The sequence below is a fragment of the Pandoraea sp. genome (assembly GCF_041919235.1).
Lineage (GTDB): Bacteria > Pseudomonadota > Gammaproteobacteria > Burkholderiales > Burkholderiaceae > Pandoraea.
In genome coordinates, this window is record NZ_JAYRUC010000002.1 from 48,952 (window position 1) to 72,363 (window position 23,412).

Annotated in this window: 24 protein-coding genes and 1 pseudogene; 8 read left to right on the plus strand and 17 right to left on the minus strand. The window is 63.2% G+C overall.

All coding sequences use genetic code 11. From position 1 onward, the window contains the following. Positions 1 to 63: 63 nt before the first annotated feature. Both ACE3UG_RS01760 and ACE3UG_RS01765 read right to left on the minus strand, forming a co-directional pair. Complete coding sequence (locus ACE3UG_RS01760) at positions 64 to 1,503, minus strand: M16 family metallopeptidase (RefSeq protein WP_374618788.1); 1,440 nt, start codon at positions 1,501 to 1,503, stop codon at positions 64 to 66. A 12-nt stretch (positions 1,504 to 1,515) separates the two neighbouring features. Further along, on the minus strand, positions 1,516 to 2,934 hold the full coding sequence (locus ACE3UG_RS01765; RefSeq protein WP_374618791.1) for a M16 family metallopeptidase: 1,419 nt from the start codon (positions 2,932 to 2,934) through the stop codon (positions 1,516 to 1,518). Positions 2,935 to 3,105: 171 nt separating this feature from the next. Here ACE3UG_RS01765 and ftsY point away from each other — a divergent pair, with 171 nt between their 5' ends. After that, positions 3,106 to 4,566: a signal recognition particle-docking protein FtsY gene (ftsY, locus tag ACE3UG_RS01770; protein ID WP_374618793.1), complete on the plus strand. Its 1,461-nt coding sequence runs from the start codon at positions 3,106 to 3,108 to the stop codon at positions 4,564 to 4,566. 117 nt (positions 4,567 to 4,683) lie between these two features. On the opposite strand, the gene ACE3UG_RS01775 is transcribed toward ftsY, so the two are convergent. Together ACE3UG_RS01775 and maiA are read right to left on the minus strand one after the other, a co-directional pair. Further along, on the minus strand, positions 4,684 to 5,310 hold the full coding sequence (locus ACE3UG_RS01775) for a LysE/ArgO family amino acid transporter (RefSeq protein ID WP_374618795.1): 627 nt from the start codon (positions 5,308 to 5,310) through the stop codon (positions 4,684 to 4,686). Positions 5,311 to 5,325: 15 nt separating this feature from the next. Next, positions 5,326 to 5,973 (minus strand): maleylacetoacetate isomerase, encoded by a 648-nt coding sequence (gene maiA / locus ACE3UG_RS01780; protein WP_374618798.1) that lies wholly within the window; start codon positions 5,971 to 5,973, stop codon positions 5,326 to 5,328. A gap of 191 nt (positions 5,974 to 6,164) precedes the next feature. Here maiA and ybiB point away from each other — a divergent pair, with 191 nt between their 5' ends. Beyond that, positions 6,165 to 7,121 (plus strand): DNA-binding protein YbiB, encoded by a 957-nt coding sequence (gene ybiB / locus ACE3UG_RS01785; RefSeq protein ID WP_374618801.1) that lies wholly within the window; start codon positions 6,165 to 6,167, stop codon positions 7,119 to 7,121. 221 nt (positions 7,122 to 7,342) lie between these two features. Here the strand turns inward: ybiB and ACE3UG_RS01790 are convergent, their stop codons facing one another. Further along, entirely contained in the window at positions 7,343 to 7,726 is a 384-nt protein-coding gene (locus ACE3UG_RS01790) for a nuclear transport factor 2 family protein (protein ID WP_374618804.1), read from the minus strand. A 222-nt stretch (positions 7,727 to 7,948) separates the two neighbouring features. Between ACE3UG_RS01790 and rpoH the strand changes: the two genes are divergently transcribed. From rpoH to cydX, 5 genes are all read left to right on the plus strand, one after another. Further along, complete coding sequence (gene rpoH, locus ACE3UG_RS01795) at positions 7,949 to 8,887, plus strand: RNA polymerase sigma factor RpoH (RefSeq protein ID WP_374618807.1); 939 nt, start codon at positions 7,949 to 7,951, stop codon at positions 8,885 to 8,887. 443 nt (positions 8,888 to 9,330) lie between these two features. Then, positions 9,331 to 9,651, plus strand: coding sequence for a cytochrome oxidase putative small subunit CydP (gene cydP / locus ACE3UG_RS01800; RefSeq protein WP_374618809.1), 321 nt, complete (start codon positions 9,331 to 9,333; stop codon positions 9,649 to 9,651). Continuing rightward, positions 9,641 to 11,245: a cytochrome ubiquinol oxidase subunit I gene (locus ACE3UG_RS01805; protein ID WP_374618812.1), complete on the plus strand. Its 1,605-nt coding sequence runs from the start codon at positions 9,641 to 9,643 to the stop codon at positions 11,243 to 11,245. Before cydP ends, ACE3UG_RS01805 begins: the two co-directional genes overlap by 11 nt. 27 nt (positions 11,246 to 11,272) lie before the next feature. After that, positions 11,273 to 12,409, plus strand: a complete 1,137-nt coding sequence (cydB, locus tag ACE3UG_RS01810) for a cytochrome d ubiquinol oxidase subunit II (protein WP_374619293.1) — start codon at positions 11,273 to 11,275, stop codon at positions 12,407 to 12,409. A 15-nt stretch (positions 12,410 to 12,424) separates the two neighbouring features. Beyond that, a complete protein-coding gene (gene cydX, locus ACE3UG_RS01815; RefSeq protein WP_023597792.1) occupies positions 12,425 to 12,541 on the plus strand; it encodes a cytochrome bd-I oxidase subunit CydX in 117 nt (38 codons plus the stop codon). A 117-nt stretch (positions 12,542 to 12,658) separates the two neighbouring features. Here the strand turns inward: cydX and ACE3UG_RS01820 are convergent, their stop codons facing one another. The 5 genes from ACE3UG_RS01820 to ACE3UG_RS01840 form a co-directional block, all read right to left on the minus strand. Beyond that, complete coding sequence (locus ACE3UG_RS01820; RefSeq protein WP_374618816.1) at positions 12,659 to 13,261, minus strand: SCO family protein; 603 nt, start codon at positions 13,259 to 13,261, stop codon at positions 12,659 to 12,661. Between the two features lie 111 nt (positions 13,262 to 13,372). Further along, a complete protein-coding gene (gene cyoE / locus ACE3UG_RS01825; protein WP_374618820.1) occupies positions 13,373 to 14,278 on the minus strand; it encodes a heme o synthase in 906 nt (301 codons plus the stop codon). 18 nt (positions 14,279 to 14,296) lie between these two features. After that, complete coding sequence (locus tag ACE3UG_RS01830; RefSeq protein WP_374618823.1) at positions 14,297 to 15,484, minus strand: heme A synthase; 1,188 nt, start codon at positions 15,482 to 15,484, stop codon at positions 14,297 to 14,299. Between the two features lie 74 nt (positions 15,485 to 15,558). Beyond that, complete coding sequence (locus tag ACE3UG_RS01835; RefSeq protein WP_374618826.1) at positions 15,559 to 16,191, minus strand: SCO family protein; 633 nt, start codon at positions 16,189 to 16,191, stop codon at positions 15,559 to 15,561. Between the two features lie 7 nt (positions 16,192 to 16,198). Beyond that, on the minus strand, positions 16,199 to 16,924 hold the full coding sequence (locus tag ACE3UG_RS01840; RefSeq protein WP_374619296.1) for an SURF1 family protein: 726 nt from the start codon (positions 16,922 to 16,924) through the stop codon (positions 16,199 to 16,201). Between the two features lie 135 nt (positions 16,925 to 17,059). Here ACE3UG_RS01840 and ACE3UG_RS01845 point away from each other — a divergent pair, with 135 nt between their 5' ends. Continuing rightward, positions 17,060 to 17,263 (plus strand): twin transmembrane helix small protein, encoded by a 204-nt coding sequence (locus ACE3UG_RS01845; protein WP_023597799.1) that lies wholly within the window; start codon positions 17,060 to 17,062, stop codon positions 17,261 to 17,263. A 258-nt stretch (positions 17,264 to 17,521) separates the two neighbouring features. Here the strand turns inward: ACE3UG_RS01845 and ACE3UG_RS01850 are convergent, their stop codons facing one another. The 7 genes and pseudogenes from ACE3UG_RS01850 to ACE3UG_RS01880 form a co-directional block, all read right to left on the minus strand. After that, positions 17,522 to 18,382, minus strand: a complete 861-nt coding sequence (locus ACE3UG_RS01850; protein ID WP_374618829.1) for a cytochrome c oxidase subunit 3 — start codon at positions 18,380 to 18,382, stop codon at positions 17,522 to 17,524. Between the two features lie 39 nt (positions 18,383 to 18,421). After that, positions 18,422 to 18,643 (minus strand): DUF2970 domain-containing protein, encoded by a 222-nt coding sequence (locus ACE3UG_RS01855; RefSeq protein WP_374618832.1) that lies wholly within the window; start codon positions 18,641 to 18,643, stop codon positions 18,422 to 18,424. Then, on the minus strand, positions 18,636 to 19,253 hold the full coding sequence (locus tag ACE3UG_RS01860; RefSeq protein ID WP_374618835.1) for a cytochrome c oxidase assembly protein: 618 nt from the start codon (positions 19,251 to 19,253) through the stop codon (positions 18,636 to 18,638). The genes ACE3UG_RS01855 and ACE3UG_RS01860 overlap by 8 nt, the downstream gene beginning before the upstream one ends. A gap of 114 nt (positions 19,254 to 19,367) precedes the next feature. After that, on the minus strand, positions 19,368 to 19,487 hold the full coding sequence (locus ACE3UG_RS01865) for a cytochrome oxidase small assembly protein (protein WP_374618838.1): 120 nt from the start codon (positions 19,485 to 19,487) through the stop codon (positions 19,368 to 19,370). A gap of 2 nt (positions 19,488 to 19,489) precedes the next feature. Continuing rightward, a complete protein-coding gene (gene ctaD / locus ACE3UG_RS01870; RefSeq protein ID WP_374618841.1) occupies positions 19,490 to 21,082 on the minus strand; it encodes a cytochrome c oxidase subunit I in 1,593 nt (530 codons plus the stop codon). A gap of 47 nt (positions 21,083 to 21,129) precedes the next feature. Next, positions 21,130 to 22,347: pseudogene (gene coxB / locus ACE3UG_RS01875) on the minus strand (cytochrome c oxidase subunit II); the annotation flags it as partial. 41 nt (positions 22,348 to 22,388) lie between these two features. Next, positions 22,389 to 22,862, minus strand: coding sequence for a DUF2244 domain-containing protein (locus tag ACE3UG_RS01880; RefSeq protein WP_374618845.1), 474 nt, complete (start codon positions 22,860 to 22,862; stop codon positions 22,389 to 22,391). Between the last annotated feature and the right edge of the window lie 550 nt (positions 22,863 to 23,412).

Sequence of the window (23,412 nt, forward strand, 5' to 3'; positions counted from 1 at the left end):
CGGCACCGGGAATCTCCGGTGCCGTAATTCGATCGGCGCTACGGCCGGGGACCCCTGCAACGATCATTTCGTGGGCGTGCGTGCCGCAGGCTTGCTCCCCGGCGGCGCGGTGGCCGCGCTCGCTGCATCGAAGACACCACTCGGTCCCACCACGACGGTGACAAGCCGGTCCGGCTGCACGTGACGCGCAAAGGCGTCCCTCACCTGCGCGGCGGTCACGGCTTCGATCTTGCTCGTCCACGTGTCGAGATAGTCCAGCGGCAGATTGTAGAAGCCAATCGCGGCCACGTTCGCCAGCAGCTTGCGGTTGCTGTCGAGGCGCAGCGGAAATCCATTGGTCAGGTTGTCCTTCGCGGCCTGCATCTCAGCGTCGGTCGGCCCATCTTGCACGAACCTGGCGAGCGTTTGACGCACCACCGTGAGCGCTTCGCGCGCTTGCTCGCGCCGCGTCTGCAAACTGATCTCGAACGGCCCCTCCTGCAACTGCGGCAAAAACCCGCTCGACACGCCGTATGTCAAACCGCGCTTCTCACGCACTTCCGCCGTCAAGCGCGATACGAACCCGCCGCCGCCCAGCACGTAGTTCCCCACGAGCAACGGGAAGTAATCGGGGTCGCTACGGGCCACCGACGCCTGTCCCGTCACGATATGCGCCTGCTCTGCCGGGTGCGGCAAATCGATCTGCACAGCACTGCGCAGCGGCGCGACGGCCGGCATCGCCGGGGGCGTCACCCCGGCCGGCATGGCGTCGATGAGCGTGGCGACGAGCTTCTCCGCTTGCGCGCGATCGATGTCGCCAACGATCGTGACGACGGCCCGCTTCGGGCTGTACATGTCGCGGTAGAAGCGCAGCAGATCGTCGCGCGTCACGGCGTTCACGCTGGCCACCGTCGGGCTCACGCCATAGGGATGCCGACCGTAGATCGCACTGCGAAATGCCTTCGCCGCGATCGCCTCGGGCTTCGTGTCGGACTCCGCAATCGCCGATGACAGGCGCGCCGTTTCGCGCTTGAGTACGGCGTCGGGGAACGTGGGATGTTGGAGAAACTGCGCCACCGTCCCCAGCGCGGCATCGCGCTCGGCCGCCGACGACAACGTGCGCACGGTGACGGTCGCAGCGTCGCGTCCGGCACTCGTCCCCTCCATCGCCCCAACGTCGGCAAAGCGGTCGGCAATCTGCGCCTCGCTCAACGCGGGACGCCCTGCCGCCGCGGCTGCGCCAGCGTCAAGCAAGCCCGCCGTGAGCAATGCCAACCCAGCCTTGCCCGGCGGATCGTAGCGGCTGCCAGCATCGAAATCGATGTTCAGGTCGATCATCGGGATCGACCGGCTCTCCACGAGCAGCACCTTGGCCCCGGACGGCGCGATCCAACGCTGGATCGGCAGCGCCGCGCGGGCGGACAGCGGCACGGCGGCGATCAGGGCGCCTGCCGCCACGCACGCCAGAAGCCCCGTACGGGCAGGCAAGCAGAACGCACGCAAACGTGCGGAAATTTTCATCATCGTGTGGCCCTCTCAGCGCATGTTCTTCAGGTCTTGCGCCCCTTGGGCGCGGCGCTTGCGTGTCGCTTCGTCGATCGGCTGCGGCACCAGCGTCGCCACGGTCAAGGACTCGTCGCCGAAATACTTGCCAGCCACCGCCTGCACCTGTGCTGGCGTCACCGCTTTCACCTTTTCCAGCATGCGATCGATCTGCCGCCACGAGATCCCCGACATTTCGTTCAGGCCGATTTCCATCGCCTGCCCGAACACCGAGTCTCGCTTGTAGATCTGGGAGGCCACCACCTGCGCCTTCACGCGCTTGAGTTCGGCGGCCGTCACGCCATGCGCCGCAATGTCGGCCACCTGCGCGCGCAGCGCCTTCTCGATCTGCTCGGGGGTCTTGCCTTGCGCGGGTGTGCCGTCGAGGATGAAGAACTGCGGACCACGGCCAACACCGTCATAGCTCGCGCCGACATCGTTCGCGATGCGCTGCTCACGCACGAGACGGCTCGTCAGGCGTGCATTGCCATAGCCGTCCAGCACGGCGGCGAGCACTTGCAGCGCGTAGACATCGTTATCCTTCTCGACATCGGTCAGACGCGGCGCACGCCACGCGAGCATCACGTTCGGATTCTCGGCCGGCGCCTTCACGAACACCCGGCGCACGCCCATTTGCGCCGGCTCGTTCTGCGCACGGCGCTCCGGCAATGCATGCGGCTTGATCGGTCCGTAGTACTTCTCGGCGAGTTGCCTGACTTGCGCAGGCTCCACGTCGCCACTCACGACCACCACGGCATTGTTCGGCGCGTACCATCGCGCATACCAGTCGCGCGTGTCCTGAACGGTCATGTGCTGAAGATCGTCCATCCAGCCGACGATCGGGCGACGGTACGGATTGGCGACGAGTGCCGACGCCATCAATTGCTCGTAGAGCAATGCGCGCGGCTGATCGTCCGTGCGAAGACGGCGCTCTTCCATGACCACCTGTATCTCTTTTGCGAACTCGTCGCCAGAGAGCGTGAGATTGGCCATGCGGTCGGCCTCGAGACGCATCATCTCCGGTAGACGCGACTTCTCCGTCTGCTCGAAGTAACCCGTATAGTCCTTGCTGGTGAATGCGTTCTCACGACCGCCCAACGCCGCAACCTGACGCGAGAACTGGCCGGGCCCGACCGTTTTCGTGCCCTTGAACATCATGTGCTCCAGCACGTGGGCGACGCCCGTGGTGCCGTTGAACTCGTCGAGCGAGCCGGCGCGGTACCAGACCACATGGGCCACGGTCGGCGCCCTGTGGTCTTCGCGCACGATCAACCGAAGTCCGTTCGATAGCGTGAATTCCGACGTGTTATCCGTCGTTTTGCTGCCGGTCGCCTCGGCCGCATGGCCAAGGCTCATCACACCGGCCAAGGCCAGCCCGGCAAAGGCATGTCGCCAGCGCATGGTTCCCGTCATGGATCCCCTTTCGCCCGTACTGGACGTTGATTCGCGTCTGATAAAATACGTCGCATTTCCCGCGTCGGAAACAACGACCCGCCCATTGTAGGGCGTTTTGTGCGGCGCGAATGGCAGGACAAATCACAGACGCATGCCCATCGCGTGCGCTCACGTCGAGTTCTTCACCCCATGTTCAGCTTCTTCAAGCGCTTCAAGTCGGGCGGCAGCAAAGCCGCCGAGACGAGTCCCGCATCGGCCGAGTCGCCGGAATCCGTCCAGTCCATCGAGTCCGTCGAGTCCGGTAATACCGTTGAACCCGCTGCGGCGGCCGCTCCGGCGCCTTCAACGAAATCGCCGGAAGCACCTCAAGCACCTCAAGCACCGGAAACACCGGAAACACCTGAAACGCCGAAATGGCCGGCGTCGTCGGGCGTGACGCTCGAGCGCGACGCGGCGAGCTCCGACGCCCCGCAGGCCCAGCCCAACGCTTCGTCACCCGCGACCCCACCGGCTTACGCCACACCTGCGGCCGCTCCGGCCGACGCGCTTGCGCTCGCCAGCTCCGTAGAAAACGCGGCGCATTCCGAGCCCGCACCGGTGAACGTCCCAACGCCCGGGCCTGCTGCGCAGCCTGCGCCTACGCTCGCCGAGCCGATCGCAACGCCCGCAGCGCGGGCGCCCATCGTCGTGACGGATGCCCACGGTGACGCCATCGGCGAGATCGTCGCTGCGCCTGCCCAGACATCGGCAGCCAAGCGCTCATGGCTCACGCGCCTGAAGGCCGGACTATCGAAGACGAGCGCCGGCCTCACGGGCATCTTCGTCGGCGTGAAGGTCGACGAAAGCCTGTTCGAGGAGTTGGAGGGCGCTTTGCTGATGAGCGACGCTGGCGTGGAAGCCACTGCGTTCCTGATCGACGCATTGCGCAAGAAAGTCAAAGCCGAACGGCTGGCCGAAGGCGAACAGGTCAAGCGCGCGCTGCACGATCTGCTGGTCGAATTGCTGCAACCGCTGGAGCAGAGTCTGGTACTCGGTCGCGAATCGCCGATGGTCGTGATGATCGCTGGCGTGAACGGCGCAGGAAAGACGACGAGCATCGGCAAACTCGCCAAGCACTTCCAGCACTATCACCAGTCCGTACTGCTTGCGGCTGGCGACACCTTCCGCGCGGCGGCGCGCGAACAACTGACGATCTGGGGCGAGCGCAACAACGTCGCCGTGATTTCGCAGGAAGGCGGAGACCCTGGCGCCGTCGTGTTCGACGCCGTGAACGCCGCACGCGCGCGCAAGATCGACATCGTGATGGCCGACACCGCCGGGCGCCTGCCCACGCAACTGCATCTCATGGAAGAGCTCAAGAAGATCAAGCGTGTTCTGGGCAAGGCCGCCGAGGGTGCGCCGCACGAGGTACTGCTCGTGATCGACGCCAACACGGGACAAAACGCCCTCGCGCAGGTCAAGGCGTTCGACGACGCGCTGCAACTCACCGGGCTGATCGTGACCAAGCTCGACGGCACCGCCAAGGGCGGCATTCTCGCGGCGATCGCGCGTCAGCGCCCGGTGCCGGTGTATTTCATCGGCGTAGGCGAGAAGGTTGAAGATTTGCAGCCGTTCTCCGCTCGCGAATTCGCCGACGCCCTGCTCGGATAAGGGCAACGGGCGACGCCAACCCAAACGTCGGCCACCCTGCCAACGGCCCGTCCACGCGAAGTGACGGGCCGTTGGTTTTTCAGGCAGCGTGAAATATCGCTGCGGGCGAACCGGGCGTTACCACTGTTGGACGACGAGCCCCGCGCAAAGTCCCCACATCATCGTGCCGACAATGCCATCGAGGATCTGCCACGCACGGGCACGCGAGAACAGGGGCGCGAGCACGCGCGCGCCATAGCCGAGCGTGCAGAACCACAGGACGGAGGCCGTCATCGCACCCGAGGCGAACCAGACGTTGCCAGGCGGCGCCTCACGCGCGCCGATACCGCCCAGCAGAATCACCGTGTCGAGATAGACGTGAGGATTGAGCAACGAGAGCATCAACACGAGCACCAACGCTCGTTGCCAAGTCATCGCCTGCGTGGCGGCACGACTACCGTCGGCCTGCAACGCGCTCGCACCGCGAAAGGCCGCTCGCCAGGCACGCAGGCCGTACCAGAACAGGAACGCCGCACCGCCCCATGTTACCGCCGTCAGGAAGCGCGGATAGGCGGCGATCAGACCGCCCATACCGGCCACGCCCGCTGCGATCAAGGCCATGTCGCATATCGCACAGACGGCCACGACCACGCCGACATGACGCCGCAAAATGCCCTGGCGCAGCACGAAAGCATTCTGCGCACCAATAGCCATGATGAGGCTGCCACCGAGCGCCATGCCTCGCCAGAAAGCCGGATCCAGCATCGTGTGCCGCCTCGCCTATTCGGCGTCGGGTTGCGCCTCGGGCGCAGCACGGCGGAATGCGTCGAGCGTCAGACAATGTGCGTTGACAGCGGCAATGCGCGGGAATGGCGTCATGTCCACCTGGAATCGGCTGGCGTTATAGACCTGCGGCACAAGGCAGCAGTCCGCGAGCGTCGGCGTATCGCCGAACGCGAACGCGCCCCGAGCGGACTGGGCGGCCAGCCGGGCTTCAAGTGCCGTAAAACCTTCCACGACCCAATGTGCGTACCACGCATTCTTCTGTGCGTCGGTCACCCCCAGTTCGTGTTTGAGGTAACGCAGCACGCGCAGGTTGTCGATCGGATGGATGTCGGCGGCGATGTCGAGCGCCAGCGCCCGCACCTGGGCACGCGCCACCGGATCGGCGGGCAAAAGCGCAGGCGTCGGATGGACATCTTCCAGATATTCGATGATGGCCAGCGACTGATGAATGTTGGCATCGCCATCGACGAAGGTCGGCACCAAGCCATTGACATTGAGCGCGCGGTACGCCGGTTTGAGCTGCTCGCCGCCGTCACGCACCAGGTGCACCGGCACGGTATCGTATTCGAGTCCCTTCAGATTCAGCGCGATCCGTACACGATACGCGGCGGAACTGCGGAAATAACTGTACAGCGTGGACATGACTAACCTCGAATGCAGAATTTTGAATGACGCGGCGCGGTCAACCCGCCTCGGGCGTCGCGCCTGAGCACGAAATGGTACTGCAAGCGCTGGCCTCAAGGACACCGGATTGCGTATGATGGGCAAGTCTCTGCCTGCCGGGTCGTCGCAGCGCCGCCCCACAGCCCACCGAACACCGACTCCGACGTTTCATGACCTCTGCCGCCCCATTTGCCTGCGCGCCACTGCTCAAAATCATCGCCCGAGGGGCGAAAGGCGCGCGCGCGCTCAACGCCGACGAGACGCGGACCTTGTTCGACGCCATCCTCGCCGAACGTGTGGCCCCTGCAGAACTGGGCGGTGTGCTGATCGCCTATCGCATCAAGGGCGAGACGCCCGTCGAACTGCGGGCGATGCTCGACGCCGCGCATGCAACGTTCACACCGCTGGTCGCGCCTGCCGACGCCCCGCCGCCGGTCCTGCTGCCCAGCTACAACGGCGCGCGCAAACAACCGAATCTCACGCCGCTGCTCGCGTTGCTGCTTGCGCGCGAGGGCATTCCGGTGCTCGCGCATGGCCAGCATCACAGCGGCGCGAATCGCGTCGGCACGCAGGCGATCTTTGCCGCGCTGGGCCACGCCGCCTGCCAAACGGCGGCCGAGGCGGAAGCCGCGCTGCGGACACGTCGCGTCGCTTATCTACCGATTGCCGTACTTTCGCCGGCGCTGGAGCGGCTGCTGGAAATGCGTGCGGCGCTGGGCGTGCGCAACTCCGGGCACACCGTGGTGAAGCTGCTGCAACCGTTTGCCGGCCCCGCATTGCGGCTCGTGAATTACACACACCCGGAATATCGGGAAACGCTCAGCGAGATGTTCGGCGACGTGGCCAACAGCCCGGCGCCGGGGGTACTGCTCGCGCGCGGCACGGAGGGCGAACCGGTCGCGGATGCCCGTCGTCAGGCAGCCATCGATGGCTTTTCCGACGGCGCATACCGGCTGTGGCAAGCCGCGGAGGAAGGCACCACGGGCGTTCCTCCGACGCTGCCGACTGCCGACGCCCCCGCAACGGCACGATGGATCGAAGCCGTGTTGGCCGGCGACGTCCCCGTGCCATCCCCCATCGCCCGGCAAGTCGAGGTGGTTCGTCAGGCGCTCGGACGCGTCGCATGAGGGAAGCCGGCCTCGCGCGCCGGCACTCGAACGCTATTCGGTCACTTCATCACGCCATTCGGCCGGAAGTCAGCAAGAAACGCTGAAATCGAAAATTATTGTAATTTTTCGGAACATTTCATCCCGAAAGTCAGTCTTATCCACTAACTTTGAGAAGACGCCTTGCAAGTGACGAGGAAGATCGTCGCATGCTCGGTCGGCGGGCGTGGCCCGGCTGGGGCTCAGTCGGCGGACGCCATGCGGGTCGCCTGCCATGAGATGAGGTGCCATTCGTCGGCCTCGAGCACGTGTACCGCCGTATAGGCCATTTGCGATTCGAGCGAGCCGGTCGCCGTTTCCAGTTCCACCTTCAGCTTGCCGGTGACGACAACGGTGTTGCCGAACTGGCGCAGTTCCTGAGCCCGGATATCGATGTCCAGGTAACGGCGGCGCCCCGAGGTGAGCGCGTCGAGAAATTCGCGTTTGGTTTCGCGTTTGCCGTTCGAATGAACGTAATGAAGACCGTCGGCCAGGAGTGCGTCGAGTTGCTCAACGTCGCCCTCGACCATCGCGTCAAAGCGCGCCGATTCGCGTTCACGTACCGCGTCGATATGCTTCCCAGCCATGTTGATCTCCCATCTTCATCGCCCCCAAACGCGCGCGGCGTGGGTTGAAATTTACACCATCCACGCGACGTTTGCGCCGATGACTTCGCTCGTTTCATGGCGGTTGCTGGAAAACCCCGAGACACCGGAAACTTCCCGTCCGGCAAGGGTTCTAACGTCTTTAGCACTCTTCTGGAGAGAGTGCTAAAATATTTCCCCAGAGGCTAACCAGGAGTCCACCACTTGAGTACTGCCGCCACTTTGCATCCGACGACGCCGGCCACCGGCACGGCGCCGACTTCGCGTGCCCTCGCTCTCGCCCCGTCGGCCTTGATGCTGCCGGGCAGTCTGGGCAATATCGACAGCTATATCCAAGCTGTCAATCGCATTCCCCTGCTTTCCGCCGAGGAAGAGCAATCGCTCGCCAAGCGTCTGCGCGACAACGAAGACCTTGAAGCCGCCCGTCAGCTCGTGCTCTCGCACTTGCGTCTGGTGGTGTCGATCGCGCGCAACTACCTCGGCTACGGTCTGCCGCACGCCGATCTGATCCAGGAAGGCAACATTGGCCTGATGAAGGCGGTCAAGCGCTTCGATCCGACCCAGGGCGTGCGACTCGTGTCGTATGCCATGCATTGGATCAAGGCTGAGATTCACGAATACGTGCTGCGCAACTGGCGCACGGTCAAGGTCGCTACGACCAAGGCCCAGCGCAAGCTGTTTTTCAATCTGCGCAGTCAGAAGCAAGGCCTGCATGCGTTCACGCCGGAAGAGATCGATCAGGTCGCCCGCGATCTGAACGTCAAGCGCGAGGACGTCATCGAGATGGAGACGCGCATGTCGGGTGGCGATATCGCCCTCGAAGGCCACAGCGACGATGGCGACAGCGCGAGCTTCGCGCCCATCGCTTACCTGGCCGACTCGCATCAGGAGCCGACCGCCGTGATCGCCGCGCGCGAGCGCGACACGCTGCAAAGCGACGGCCTGCAAACGGCACTCGCTCGCCTCGACCCGCGCAGCCGTCGCATCATCGAAGCGCGCTGGCTGGCGGTCGCCGACGACGGCAGCGGCGGCGCCACGCTGCACGAACTCGCAGACGAGTTCGGCGTGTCCGCCGAGCGCATCCGCCAGATCGAGGTCGCCGCGATGAAGAAAATGAAAGGCGCGCTGCAAGCCTATGCGTGATGCGTCGATCCGATCGACGATGGCAACGCGGCAAATGGCCGCATGCCCCGGTTGATCGCCCTCGGGCATCGCTCGCCGAGACCCAAAGCCCCGTGAAAACTCACGGGGCTTTTTTTGTTGGACTTCGAAAGTTCACCCGTGATTTGCACCTGACTTGATGCATCGCAAGGTCGCCCGGAGGACGTGTCGTTAGAATGAATGAGTACGTGGTCATGCTGCGTGCGAAGGACGGCCCGGGGGCCGTTCGCTGCGCCGAACCCTTGTCTCGAATCCGCTCATGGTCTGCCGCCTTTCGGGGTCGCAGAACCGCTTCGAACTGGCGTCATCTGCGTGTCATCCGCCCCCGCGCTGCGGTTTGACATTTTCATGCGATAAGGCAAAATGCGCCGAAAGTCGACGCTGCTTCCAACACCCCGACTTTGCGACGCCAGGAGCCGTCACGGATGGACACCCAATCTCCTAGCAGTCTGAAGCCTCCCGCCGCCACCGCACCGGTCGCGGCGTCGCGCTCCGCCTTCGCCGCTCTGCCCGCCTGGGTGATCAAGCGCTGGCGCAACCGCCCTTCCCGTTTCATGTTCGAGATCCTGATCGTCCTTGCGATCAAGGTCGTACTCCTGTTCATCCTGAAGCACGCGTTCTTCGACGCGCCGATGGCCAAGCACATGCAACTGCCACCGGACGTCGTGGCCCGCGCCCTGATCGGGCCGCAAGCCGTAGAAGCGCCATCCCCCACCCCAAGTCAAGGTGTCCGCCATGATCAGTAGCGAAGTCGTTGACCTCTCGCGCTTGCAGTTCGCCATAACGGCGCTGTATCACTTCCTGTTCGTCCCACTCACGTTGGGCCTGTCGTGGCTGCTTGTCATCATGGAGTCGGTCTATGTGATGACCGGCAAGCACATCTACAAGGACATGACCCAGTTCTGGGGCAAGCTCTTCCTGATCAACTTCGCGATGGGCGTGACCACAGGGCTTACGCTCGAATTCCAGTTCGGTACCAACTGGGCGTACTACTCGCACTACGTCGGTGACATTTTCGGGGTGCCGCTCGCGATCGAAGGGCTGATGGCGTTCTTCCTCGAAGCCACGTTCGTGGGGCTGTTCTTCTTCGGCTGGAATAAGCTCTCGCGCATTGGCCACCTTGCAACCACGTTTGCGGTGGCGTTGGGCTCGAACCTCTCGGCGCTGTGGATTCTCGTGGCCAACGGCTGGATGAACAATCCGGTCGGGGCGCACTTCAACTACGAAACCATGCGCATGGAGCTGAGCAGCATCTGGGACGTGATCTTCAACCCGGTTGCGCAGGTGAAGTTCGTGCACACGCTCTCGGCCGGGTACGTGACCGCCGCCATGTTCGTGCTCGGCATCTCTGCCTGGTATCTGCTCAAGCGCCGTGACGTACCGTTCGCGCTGCGTTCCTTCGCCGTCGCGGCCGGCTTCGGTCTGGCCTCGACGCTGTCGGTCATCGTGCTGGGCGACGAATCGGGCTACACCACGGGCGAAGTACAAAAGGTCAAGCTCGCCGCGATCGAAGCCGAATGGGAAACGGCCAAGCCGCCCGCATCGTTCACGCTGTTCGGCTTCCCGAACCAGAAAGAAGCGCGTACCGACTACGCGGTGAAGATTCCCTGGGTGATGGGCTTGATCGCGACCCGCTCGATCGACACACCGGTGATCGGTCTCACGCAACTTCGCGACGAGCACAAGGAGAACATTCAGCGCGGCATGCTGGCCTTCGCAGCGCTTGAGAAACTGCGCAGCGGCGACCCGTCGCCGGCCGTGCGCGCCGAGTTCGACAAATACAAGGACGATCTCGGCTACGGCCTGTTGCTCAAGAAGTACACGCCGAACGTTGTCGACGCCACGCCGGAGCAGATCCTCATGGCGGCCAACGATACGATTCCGCCGGTAGCGCCCGTGTTCTGGTCGTTCCGTATCATGGTCGGGCTGGGCTTCCTGTTCCTCTTCACGTTCCTGTGGGCCTTCTGGCTGTGCGCGCGCCGTCGTCTGCTCAAACCGCGCTCGGCATGGTTCCTGCGCTGGACGGTGTGGGCGATTCCGCTGCCGTGGCTCGCCGCCGAATTCGGCTGGATCGTTGCCGAAATGGGCCGGCAGCCCTGGACCATCGCAGGCATTCTGCCGACGCACCTCTCGACCTCGTCGCTCTCCGCGAGCGACCTGTACATGAGCCTCGCGGGCTTCATCATCTTCTACACCGCGCTGCTCGTCATCGAAATGTTCCTGATGGTCAAGTACGTCAAGCTCGGCCCGTCGTCGCTGCATACCGGCCGCTACCACTTCGAGACGGAAGGTCCGGACGGTGCCGCCATCGCGGGCGAGCGTCCGGCGACTTCGGTCTGATCGTCAGGGAGAAACCATATCATGATGATCGATTACACCGTACTCAAGCTGATCTGGTGGGTGCTCATCGGCGTGCTGCTGATCGGCTTCGCCTTCTTCGACGGCTTCGACATGGGCACAGCCACGCTGCTGCCGTTCCTGGGCAAGACCGACGCCGAGCGCCGCGTCATCATCAACACCGTTGCCCCCACTTGGGAGGGCAACCAGGTCTGGTTCGTGACAGCGGGTGGCGCCATGTTCGCCGCCTGGCCGCTCGTCTACGCCGCCGCGTTCTCAGGCTTGTATTGGGCCATGCTGCTCGTGCTCTTCGCGCTGTTCCTGCGTCCGGTGGGCTTCGACTACCGCAACAAGCTGCCGAGCGCACGCTGGCGCAATTCATGGGACTGGGCGCTGTTCGTGGGCAGCGTGGTGCCGTCGCTGGTCTTCGGTGTGGCCTTCGGTAACCTGCTGCTCGGCCTGCCGTTCTCGTTCGACAACATCATGCGCTCGACGTACACCGGCTCGTTCTGGGCCCTGCTCAATCCGTTCGCACTCCTGTGCGGTCTGGTGAGCCTGCTGATGCTGCTCACGCACGGTGCCGCGCATCTGCGCATGAAGGCCGATCCGATCGTGGCCGAGCGCGCCGGACGCATTATGCGCATCACCGCGCTGGGCACGCTGCTGTTGTTCCTCGTTGCGGGTGTGCTCGTCGCCACGCATGTCGACGGCTTCGCCATCACGCAGATGGGTCCGACCGACTCGCCGGCCAACCCGCTCCTGAAGCAGGTCACGACCGGCCCCGGCCTGTGGCTGACGAACTATCACACCTATCCGTGGATGATCGCGGCACCGGTCGTCGCCTGCCTGTGCGCCTTGCTTGCCGCAGGGCTGGCGACCAGCCGCGCCTACGCCTGGACGTTCGTGGTCACCGGGCTGATGATGGCCGGCATCATTCTCACCGCCGGCTTCTCGATGTTCCCGTTCGTGATGCCTTCGGCCACGGCCCCCGGCAGCAGCCTGACCGTCTGGGACGCCACATCGAGCCAGCTCACGCTGCAGATCATGTTGATCGCCGTGGTGATCTTCCTGCCCATCATCCTGCTTTACACCGGCTGGGTGTATCGCGTGATCCGTGGCCGCGTGACGCTCGAGACGGTCAACGACAACCCGCACACGATGTACTGATCAAGGAGTCACGACATGTGGTACTTCTCTTGGATTCTCGGCCTTGGCCTCGCACTCGCGTTCGGCATCATCAACGTGATGTGGTTCGAAGCGCATGACGACCTCGAACGCCGCAGCCAGGAAGGCAACTGAGCCTGACCCGCCTGCTCGATACGAGCAAAGCGGAAATAAAAATCGCGCCCCAAGGGGCGCGATTTTTTATGCCGTGCACGTCTACCCAACCGCCTTGACGCAATGCGCGGGCTTGGCTCAACTCAGCAGCGTCTTCAGATCCTTGGCCATTGCGTCGACCGACTCGTCCGGACGCATGAACAGACGCAACTGGCCGCTCGGGTCGAAGACGTAGATGCCGGCGGTGTGATCGATGGTGTAGTTCGTCGGCGTTGAGCCTTCGACCTTGTTGACCACCACGCGGAACGCCTTGGTGACTTCCTTGAGCGCAGCGTCGTCGGCCGGACGAAGGCCCACGAAGGCCGGGTTGAACGCGGGCACGTATTGGCCCATCAGCGCCGGTGTGTCGCGCTGCGGGTCGACGGTCACGAAAATGACCTGCACGCGCTGCGCATCCGGGCCGAGCTTCTGCATGACCTGATTGAGTTCGGCCATCGTGGTCGGGCACACGTCGGGACAATGCGTGTAGCCGAAGAACATCACCACGGCTTTGCCCTTGTAATCGGCGAGCGTGCGCGTCTTGCCCTGGGGGTCTTGCAACGAAAAGTCCTGTGCGAATTCCTTGTTCCCGGTGATGTCGAGACTCTGGAACGACGGGCCGGCCTTGCCGCACGCGGCGAGAAGCACGGTGAGCCCCATGAGCAGCGTTGCGCGACGCAAGCGATTCACAGCCTGATTCATGAACGAATGACCTCAAAACGTATGGAAAGGCGCCTTCCGGACGTACAACAGGCGCGCCGGCCGAGCATGCCGTCACGCGCCTGTCTTCAGGATGCCCGCGACGGCCGAAGGTCAGCCGAGCAGGAAGATCTGGACGTAATGGTCGACCAGCAACGCCGCAAACAGCAGCGACAGGTAGACGATCGAATAGCGGAACATCGAACGCGAGAGCGCATCGGAATAATTGCGCCACAGCTTGATCGCGTAGCCGAGGAAGATGCCCGAGAGCACAACCGCCGAGACCAGATAGAGGTAGCCGCTCATGCGATGGGCGAACGGCAGCAGCGACACCGCGAACAGCACCACACTGTAGAGCAGGATCTGCAGACGCGTGTATTTCTCCCCATGCGTGTTCGGCAACATCGGCAGTCCCGAATTCACGTAATCCTGGCGGCGATAGAGGGCAAGTGCCCAGAAGTGCGGCGGCGTCCAGACGAAGATGATGAGCACCAGAATCCACGCATCGGCCGGCACGGCACCGGTGGCGGCCGCCCACCCCAGCGCTGGCGGCATGGCCCCCGCCGCACCGCCGATCACGATGTTCTGCGGCGTGGAAGGCTTGAGGATGATGGTGTAGATCAGCGCATAGCCGACGAACGTGGCGAGCGTGAGCCACATCGTGAGCGCATTGGTGTACGTATAAAGCACCGCCATGCCGGCCGCGCCGAGGATCGTCGAGAAGACAACGATCTGCCACGGTGCGATCTCGCCACGGGCGGACGGGCGCCACGCCGTGCGGCGCATGAGCGCGTCGACACGCTGCTCGATCAGGCAATTCACGGCGAAGGCGGACCCGGCGAGCAGCCAGATACCGATGGTGCCGCCGATCAGCACCTGCCACGGCACCATGCCGCGTGTCGACAGGAACATGCCGATCACGGCGCAGAAGACGGCGAGCTGCGTCACACGGGGCTTGGTCAACGCCCAGTATTGTGCGATACGGCTAGCCGGCGGATGGGGAAGGGTCGTGCTTTTCATACACTCAGAGGCAATGCGCTACGCCGAGCCAGTCGGGGCGCCAGCGAGTGGTGCGGCTGCCGGCTCCGCTGCTGGGAGGGGCTTCTGGCGGGCCGCCGGAAGATCGGCCTGATCTGCAAGGCCGACCGTAACGGACGCCGTTCTGGCGGCGCGAATGCGGTAGTTTAACATAACGAGCAAAAGCAACAGGACCGCCGCCCCGCCGTTATGGGCGATGGCATTGAGCAACGGCCATTGGAAAACGATGTTCGACAATCCGGTCGCGAATTGCACCAGCACCAGGATCAATACCAGTATCGACGGCTTTCTGAGCGCTGCATGACGCCGCAATCGGCTCGCCAGCCAGGCCAGATACAGCACCACCACCACGGCGAACGTTCGGTGCACCCAATGGATCGCCACGAGTGCGTCCATCGGAATCGCCTCGCCGCCGGCGGTTTTGCCCAAAGCGCGCCAGAGCCTGAAGCCGTTATGGAAGTCCATCGGCGGCACCCACTGGCCCTGACACGTCGGGAAGTCGGTACACGCGAGCACGGCGTAGTTGGTGCTCACCCACCCGCCAAGCGCAATCTGGAACACCAGCAACGCCAGTCCGACAAGCGCCGCCCAACGCCAGCGCAAGGCACCCGGGTCGGCCGCGACGCTGGCGAGCGGCATCTGGCGTGACGCCAGCCACCCGAGCGACCCCAGCAAAGTAAGCGCCAACATCAGATGCGTGGTGACGATCACCGGCTGCAGTTTCATCGTAACGGTCCACGCGCCGAACGCCCCTTGCACGCAAACAAGGAAGAACAACCCCGTGGCGAGCCAGGGCGACTGCTTCAACTCACGCCGCTTGACCCAGGCCATCACCATCAGCGCAATGATGAGTACGCCGACCGCCATCGCGAAATAGCGGTGAACCATCTCGATCCACGCTTTGACGAAGGTTACCGGGCCGGTAGGCAACAGCGCCTGCGCGGCGTGAATGTCCGCATGCGCGGCGAACGGCGACGACGTACCATAGCAACCCGGCCAGTCGGGACACCCGAGGCCCGAATCCGTGAGCCGCGTGAAGCCGCCGAACATAATCAGATCGAGCGTGAGGAATGTCGTCACCCAGGCCAGTTTGCGGTACTTGTTCGCGTCGCGGCGCAACAGCACCCAGCCGAGCGGCAACACCGCGATACACAGGCCAATGAAGCCCAGTTCCAGAAGGTAAAGCATCGGTTTTACGTCAGTTCTTCGTCATGTCCGGCGCTGACGCGCGCGGTCTCGGTTAGTTGGCCGGAGCGCACTCCTCAACCCGTTCCCGACCATTTGAGCAGTCGGGACAGATCGCTCTTGACCTTGCCGGGATCGGCATGCTTTGGGAACGCCATCATCAGGTTACCCAGCGGATCGACCAGGTAGATGTGATCGCGCAGGCCGGTCCCGTCCTGCGTCGGCAGCCACGCTGCCAGCGCGACCGGATCGGCGCGCAGACGACGCGTGTCCTCATACGCGGCGTCGAGCTTGTCGGACACCGGGGCATCGTCCGTCACCAGCCAAACCGTCTCGACGCGCGTGCGTTCATTGCCCTGCAACACGCGGATCTGCCGCATGTAGAACAACTTGCTCACACAATTCTCGTCACAGGCGGCGGTGTCCGCACTGATCATCAACCACTTGCCTTTGAGCGACGACAACGGCAGCGTCTCCCCCGTCGTGTCATCGCGCACAACCAACGCCGGCAACGGCCGCTGTGGCTCGATCAGCTTGCCATATGCCGACGTGCCGCCTTGCGGCTTGAACACGTAGTACATCAGATACGCCGCCACCGCAGGCGCCGCACAAACGGCGAACAGCAGCACCAGCATACGGCGTGCACGACGCCGCTGCGCCGGATCGATTGCAGGATTGCCCGTGCGCTCGGTACCTACATCTGCACTCATGCTCGCCTCATGCCCGCTTGAAGTTGTCGGTGGCGCTCGCCAGCCGGCGCCCTCGTCGATACGCCAGTCGCAGCCCCAGCAGTGCAAGAATCAGCGACATGCCGGCCCACTGCGCCATGTAACCGTAGTTGCGGTCCGCACCGGTCGCCGGCGCAGGCCAGTCACGCAGCAGATGATCGCCGGTGTCGTTCGTCTGCATGATGACGAACGGTTGCAGCGCCAACGACGTCTCGCGCGCGTAATCCGCCACATCGAGATTCTGGCGAATGGCGAGCCCCGGCGCCGAACCGCCATGACCCAACTCGAAGGCACGCGACGGATCGGGTTGCGCAATGCCCTCGATGGTGACGTCGCCTGCCGGCGTTGCATACGGCATGATCGATGTGCGATCGCGCAGATCGCGCGGCAACCATCCGCGATTGACAAGCACCACGTGATCCGGCGCGATCTGCAGCGCCATCACCACGTAGAAACCGGGCAGCTCGTTTCGCGGACGATTGTCCAGATACACCACGCGGTTCTGCAGGAACCGGCCCGTGACGCGCACGCGACGGTTCGCCACGTCGGCCAGCGAATACGCTTGCGCGCCCAACGCCATCACCGGCGCATGTTCCGCCTGCTCGATCTGCGCCTGACGGGCCAGGCGCATCTGCGCGCGCTGATACTGCCACACGCCCAGCGCCGCAGTGAGCAGCACGCCGAGCAGAATCAGCACCGCCGGTGCCGGGCGCATGCCGCGCAAAAGGGTTTTCAACACGTACGTTCCTTGTCTGACAGCGCAACGGGCGCTGGCCGAACACACTGCATTGCAGCGTGCCAGCGCGTGCCCGTTGCCCGATAATAACGAATCACCGTCATCGGACAGATCATGCGCATTATCGTTGCCATCGCCTTCGTCCTGATTCTCGGCAGTCTGGCGTCCGCATTGTTTTTCATGATGCGGGACAAGGGCCGATCGAATCGCACCGTGCATTCGCTCATGGTGCGCGTCGGCCTGTCGGTGACGCTGTTCCTGCTCATCCTGTTCGCCAACTGGATGGGATGGATTCACAGCACGGGCATAAGATACTGAGTCTCGCCCGGCCGCCCTGCGGCAAATCGCCGCACCCCATGTTTGCCGCCCCGCTTCGATCGTCGTCGCGCCATCGGTCGTCGCACGGTGCGGTGGCTAACGGCCGCGCCGCGTCCATGCGACATAAAGCCGCATTCTGCGCCTATTGCATCGGGACCGGCCGTAAAACCCTGCTGGCGGTGCCGGGGCAGTGGCCGCCCTGCAAATGGAAACGCCGCCGGAGACCGGCGGCGTCAGATACGCGTGCCGGTCTTGGCGTCAGAGCCAGTAGACCACAACGTACAACCCCAGCCAGACCACATCGACGAAGTGCCAGTACCATGCGGCGCCCTCGAAGCCGAAGTGATGCTCCGGGGTGAAATGCCCCCTGATCAAACGAATCAGCATGACGGAGAGCATGATCGCGCCCAACATCACGTGGAATCCGTGAAAACCGGTGAGCAGGAAGAATGTCGAGCCATACACGCCCGAGGTCAGCTTCAGATTCAATTCGGTATAGGCGTGGTGATATTCGTACGCCTGAAAGCCCAGGAAGACGAAGCCCAGCACCACGGTGGAGAATAGCCAGAAGATCGCGGCGCCGCGATGGTTGGCGCGCAGGGCATGGTGCGAGATCGTCAGCGTGACGCCCGAGGTCAGCAGCAGTGCCGTGTTGAGCGTCGGGATCGGCCACGGGCCCATCGTCTTGAAGGCATCGACAACGCCCGCCGGCCCGCTGTTCGGCCACACGGCGGTGAAGTCCGGCCAGAGCAGCTTGTTGTCGAGATCGCCAAGCCACGGCATCGCCAGCGTGCGCGCGTAGAACAGTGCGCCGAAAAACGCCGCGAAAAACATGACCTCCGAGAAGATGAACCAGCTCATCCCCCAGCGATAGGACGCGTCGATGCGTCTGCCGTACAGGCCGCCTTCGGACTCGGCAATCGAGTCGCCGAACCAACTGCGCAGCACCCACAGCACCCACAGCAGGCCGGCCAGCGCCGTCCATGGGGCCCAGGGTTGTCCGTTGACCCAGGCAGCGGCCGAGGCAAGCACCACCAGCAGACCGATGCTGCAGCTCACCGGATGGCGCGAGGGGGCCGGCACGAAGTAGTAAGGCGCCGTTTGGTGTTGACCGCTCATTCTTCTCTCTCCAGGCTTGGTTCTCTTTGTCTATGCCATTCACGTCGCGAGCCGAATGGCGAGCTTCGCCAGAAACACCAGCGCCACGACAAACAGGATGCCCCCGATCAGGCCCGCGACGATCAGATGCACAGGATTGAGCTGCGCCATGTCGCTGTCGTGATCCCGCCCCTTGCGCACACCGAAAAACGACCAGAACACCGCCTTGATGGTCTGGGCGAATGACAACTTGCGCCGGGTCGCTTCCTTCAGGTCATCCATTCGTGCCCTTGCCTCCTCCCGTCGCCCCGGCGTTCAACCCGCCAACCTGCGTGGCCTTTGACGCATCCGTGCGCGGGTCGGCATTTTTCTCGCCGAGGTCGAAAAAAGTATAGGACAGCGTGATCGTATTCACATCTTTGGGCAGCTTCGGATCCACCACGAACACCACCGGGAATTCCTTGGCCTCTCCGGCCTTGAGGGTCTGTTGCGTGAAGCAGAAGCATTCGATCTTCTTGAAGTAACTCGCGGCCTGCGCCGGTGCGTAGCTGGGGATGGCCTGAGCGCGCACTTCGTGGCCCTGTTGATTCGCCACTTCGTACTCGATGGTCGCGATCTGTCCCGGATGCACCGTCAAACTGCTCTTCGCCGGCTTGAAACGCAGCGGTCCATGCGCGTTGGCATCGAACTCGACGGTGATCGTGCGGCTTTCGTCCACCTGCGAATTGCGAGCGGTGATCTCGCTCGCACGATCGCCGAGCTGGTTGATGCCCACGAGTTCGCAGAACGCCCGGTAGAACGGCACCATCGCGTAGCCGAAACCGAACATCACCGCGACCATCAGCAACAACTTGCTCAAGGTACGCACATTGATTCTTCGCAAACCGCCCATATTCGCCTTGATGGCTCCCCGCTTGTTGCCGTTGCCGTCGTTGCTGTCGTTGCTATCTGTGCCTGCGGACCCGCATCGCCCGGCACGCCCGACCCTCGTGGCGGGCGTGCCGTGTCAGATACCGCCCATCAGCTTGGTCTTGATCATCACGCCGAAGAAGAAGATCAACACCACCGAGGCAAGAATCAACCCCGTGCGCAGGTTCTTCGCGCGCTGTTCCCGACTGGCGGCCATGGTCAATGCACCTTCGGCGGCGTCTCGAACGTATGGAACGGTGCCGGGCTCGGCACGGTCCACTCCAGGCCCTCGGCGCCGTCCCACGGCTTGGCTTCGGCCGCCGGGCCGCCGCGCCATGTCGGCAGCGCCACGAAGAACAGGAAATACACCTGCATCAGACCGAAACCGAACGCGCCGATCGTCGCGATCTGGTTGAAATCCGTGAACTGTGCCGGGTAATCGGCATAGCGACGCGGCATGCCGGCCAGCCCCAGGAAATGCATCGGGAAGAACGTCACATTGAACGTGATGAGCGAGCCCCAGAAGTGGAACTTGCCGCGCCATTCGTTATACATGTGGCCTGTCCACTTCGGCACCCAGTAATAGAACCCCGCGAAGAGCGCGAATAGCGAACCGGCCACAAGCACGTAATGGAAGTGCGCCACCACGTAATAGGTGCCGTGCATCTGGATATCGAGCGGCGCCAGCGAGAGCATCAGGCCGGTGAAGCCGCCCATCGTGAACACGAAGAGGAAGCCGACGGCGAAGAGCATGGGCGACTCGAACGTGAGCGAGCCCTTCCACATGGTGGCCACCCAGTTGAACACCTTCACGCCGGTCGGCACCGAGATCAACATTGTGGCGTACATGAAGAAGAGCTGGCCGGTGACCGGCATGCCCGTCACGAACATGTGGTGCGCCCACACCATGAACGACAGAATCGCGATCGACGCCGTGGCGTACACCATCGAGCTATAACCGAACAGCGGCTTGCGCGAGAACGCCGGAATCACCTGCGAGACGATCCCGAACGCGGGGAGAATCATGATGTACACCTCCGGGTGCCCGAAGAACCAGAAGATGTGCTGGTACATCACCGGATCGCCACCGCCCGCCGCGTTGAAGAACGACGTGCCGAAGTGACGGTCCGTGAGCAGCATCGTGATCGCGCCGGCGAGCACCGGCATCACGGCGATGAGCAGGTAGGCGGTGATCAGCCACGTCCAAACGAACATCGGCATCTTCATGAGTGTCATGCCCGGCGCGCGCATGTTCAGAATGGTCACGATGATGTTGATCGCGCCCATGATCGACGAGGCACCCAGAATGTGCGCACCGAAGATCGCCAGATCCTGGCCTGGCCCCATCTGCACCGACAGCGGCGCGTACATCGTCCAGCCCGCAGCCGTCGCCCCGCCCGGCACGAAGAACGACGAGATCAGCAACAGACCGCCGACCGGCAGCAGCCAGAAGCTGAAATTGTTCATGCGCGCGAAGGCCATGTCCGACGCGCCGATCTGCAGCGGGATCATCCAGTTCGCGAAGCCCACGAACGCCGGCATGATCGCGCCGAAAATCATCACCAGCCCGTGCATGGTGGTGAGTTGGTTGAAGAACTCCGGACGAATGAACTGCAGGCCCGGCTCGAACAATTCCGCACGGATCATCAACGCCATCACGCCGCCCGAGAGCAGCATGACGAACGAGAAGATCATGTACATCGTGCCGATGTCCTTGTGATTCGTCGCGAACAGCCAGCGACGCCATCCGTGCGGATGGTCGTGCGCGTGATCGTCGTGATCCGCCACGTGATCGTGAGCGATGGAACTCATACCCAATCTCCTTCCTCGAACTGGTCGAACGGCACTTAACTGTTCTTCGCTGCGCCAGCGTCGGCAGCCCCTGCGGCATTTGCCGACTTGTTGCCACGCGCTTCGCGCACCTGCGCCGGCTGCACCACGTCGCCGGTCTTGTTGCTCCAAGAGTTGCGCTCGAACGTGATAACGGCCGCAAGCTCCACGTCGTTCAGATGCGACCAGTTAGGCATTGCATTCTTGCCATGCAGCACGATGCTGATGTGGTCTGCCACCGGGCCGTTCGCGATCTTCGAGCCGTCGAGCGCGGGGAAGGCGCCACCGCCTTTGCCGTTCGGCTGGTGGCACACCGCGCAATTCGACGAATAGACCTTCTGGCCGCGTTCCATCAGTTCCTGCACGGTGTAGGTCTTGTTCGGATCGTCGGCCGACGCCGCCATGAGCTTCTTCTGCGCATCGACCCACTTGTTGTAGTCCGCTTCCGAGACGACCTTCACCACGACCGGCATGAACGCATGCTCCTTGCCGCACAGTTCGGTGCAGAAGCCACGATACTCGCCCACCTTCTCGGCCTTGAACCAGGTGTCGCGCACGAAGCCCGGAATCGCGTCCTGCTTGATCCCGAAGGCCGGCACGTAGAACGAATGAATGACGTCGTTGGCCGTGGTGATCAGTCGCACCTTCTTGTTGACCGGCACGACCATCGGGTTGTCGACTTCCTGCAGATAGGTGTTGCTCTTGGGCGTCTCGCCGTCGATCTGGCTGCGCGGCGTGGTGAGCGTGGAGAGGAACTTGATGCCCTCACCTTCGCCCTTCAGGTAGTCGTAGCCCCACTTCCACTGATAGCCGGTGACCTTGATCGTGAGATCGGCGTTGGTCGTGTCCTTCATGGCGACCACCGTCTTCGTGGCGGGCAGCGCCATGAGAATGACGATGATGAACGGCACGACCGTCCAGATCACCTCGACGGTCGTGCTTTCATGGAAATTCGCGGGTTGATGGCCTTTGGATTTGCGGTGTTTGAAGATCGAGTAGAACATCACGCCGAACACACCGAGGAAGATCACCAGGCAGATGATCAGCATCATGGTATGCAGGCTGTGCAGCTCTTGTGCGAGCTTCGTGACCGGCGGCTGGAAGTTGAGTTCGTTGACGGCCGGCCCCCCCGGCATGTCCGTAACCGCCGCCAGCACCGGAGCGCAGGCGAGCAGCGAGGCGCCCGCAAGGAAAGCCGCCAAGGCGTGTTTCGTTTTTTTCATAGCTTCCTTACCCAAAATTACCATCCAAATCCTCCCTGGCGGTCGCCCGAGATCGTCTTCATCTCTCAGGCCTGTTGGGCAAGACAACGGCGCAGCTCGCGCGCAAACGTTTCGCGGCGATGCGGCGCAAGATAGGCACCGACGGTGACCGAGCAGCGACCCGAGCGCAAGACAATGCGCGTACGCGGCGGCTTCTCGATGTCGATGCGCACCCAGCGGGGATTGAACTCGTACTGCGTCAACCTCTGTGCTGAACGTTGCTCGACCACAAGGCTCACGGGCGACAACCGAATGACCTCGTAATCTGTGGCATGCCGGGCATGAATGACGAACGCAACGCCCACCACGAGCAAGTCCAGGCCTGTGAACGGCAAGACCAACCACCCACCGCGCCACGCCGCAATCAAGGCAACACCCAGCGACACGGCGGCCAACGACAGGTAGAACAGGACAAACTGGCGCGGCGATATCGCGCAGTTGCGCTTGTGCTTCCATTCCTTCGTCACCGAACCGGCGTCAGAAGAAGAGGCTGCGAGCATCGCCGTCACCCGTGGGGCATTTTGGGTCTTTCATGTCCGACGGCCAGGAACTTACTGCGTCCGGACCGCGACAAACTGCCGCATTATAGAACGCGCATTCTCCCAGCGACAACATTGATACCGAGTATTTGGCGCGCCATACTATTCTCCTGAACTCATTGATGCAAAAGGGAAATCCGGTAATTCCCCTAGTCGAGAATTCCGGCGGCGAGTCGACTACGGGATACTCCCTATACGCCACGAATTTGACACAATGCAGCACGGCGCGACTCATTGCGGTGTCCTGAATACCTGAAGCATCCCTGCTCGAGACCGATGCCATCGCATCGCCTGACCCACGTCACGTCAATCACGCCAATCACGCGACGCAGCAAACGCCTCCCGACTTCCATCACGACGAGGGATTCGTCCGATATCCATCAACAGTAGATGCTGCGCCGGCTTTCGCATGCGACGTAATGTCGCGCCCTGAGACGGTCCGTCGCGGCCATCGCACAGCGTGCGTGCGCTTCGCTGCGGCGCCCCGCGACGCGCGCGCCGATACCCCGCA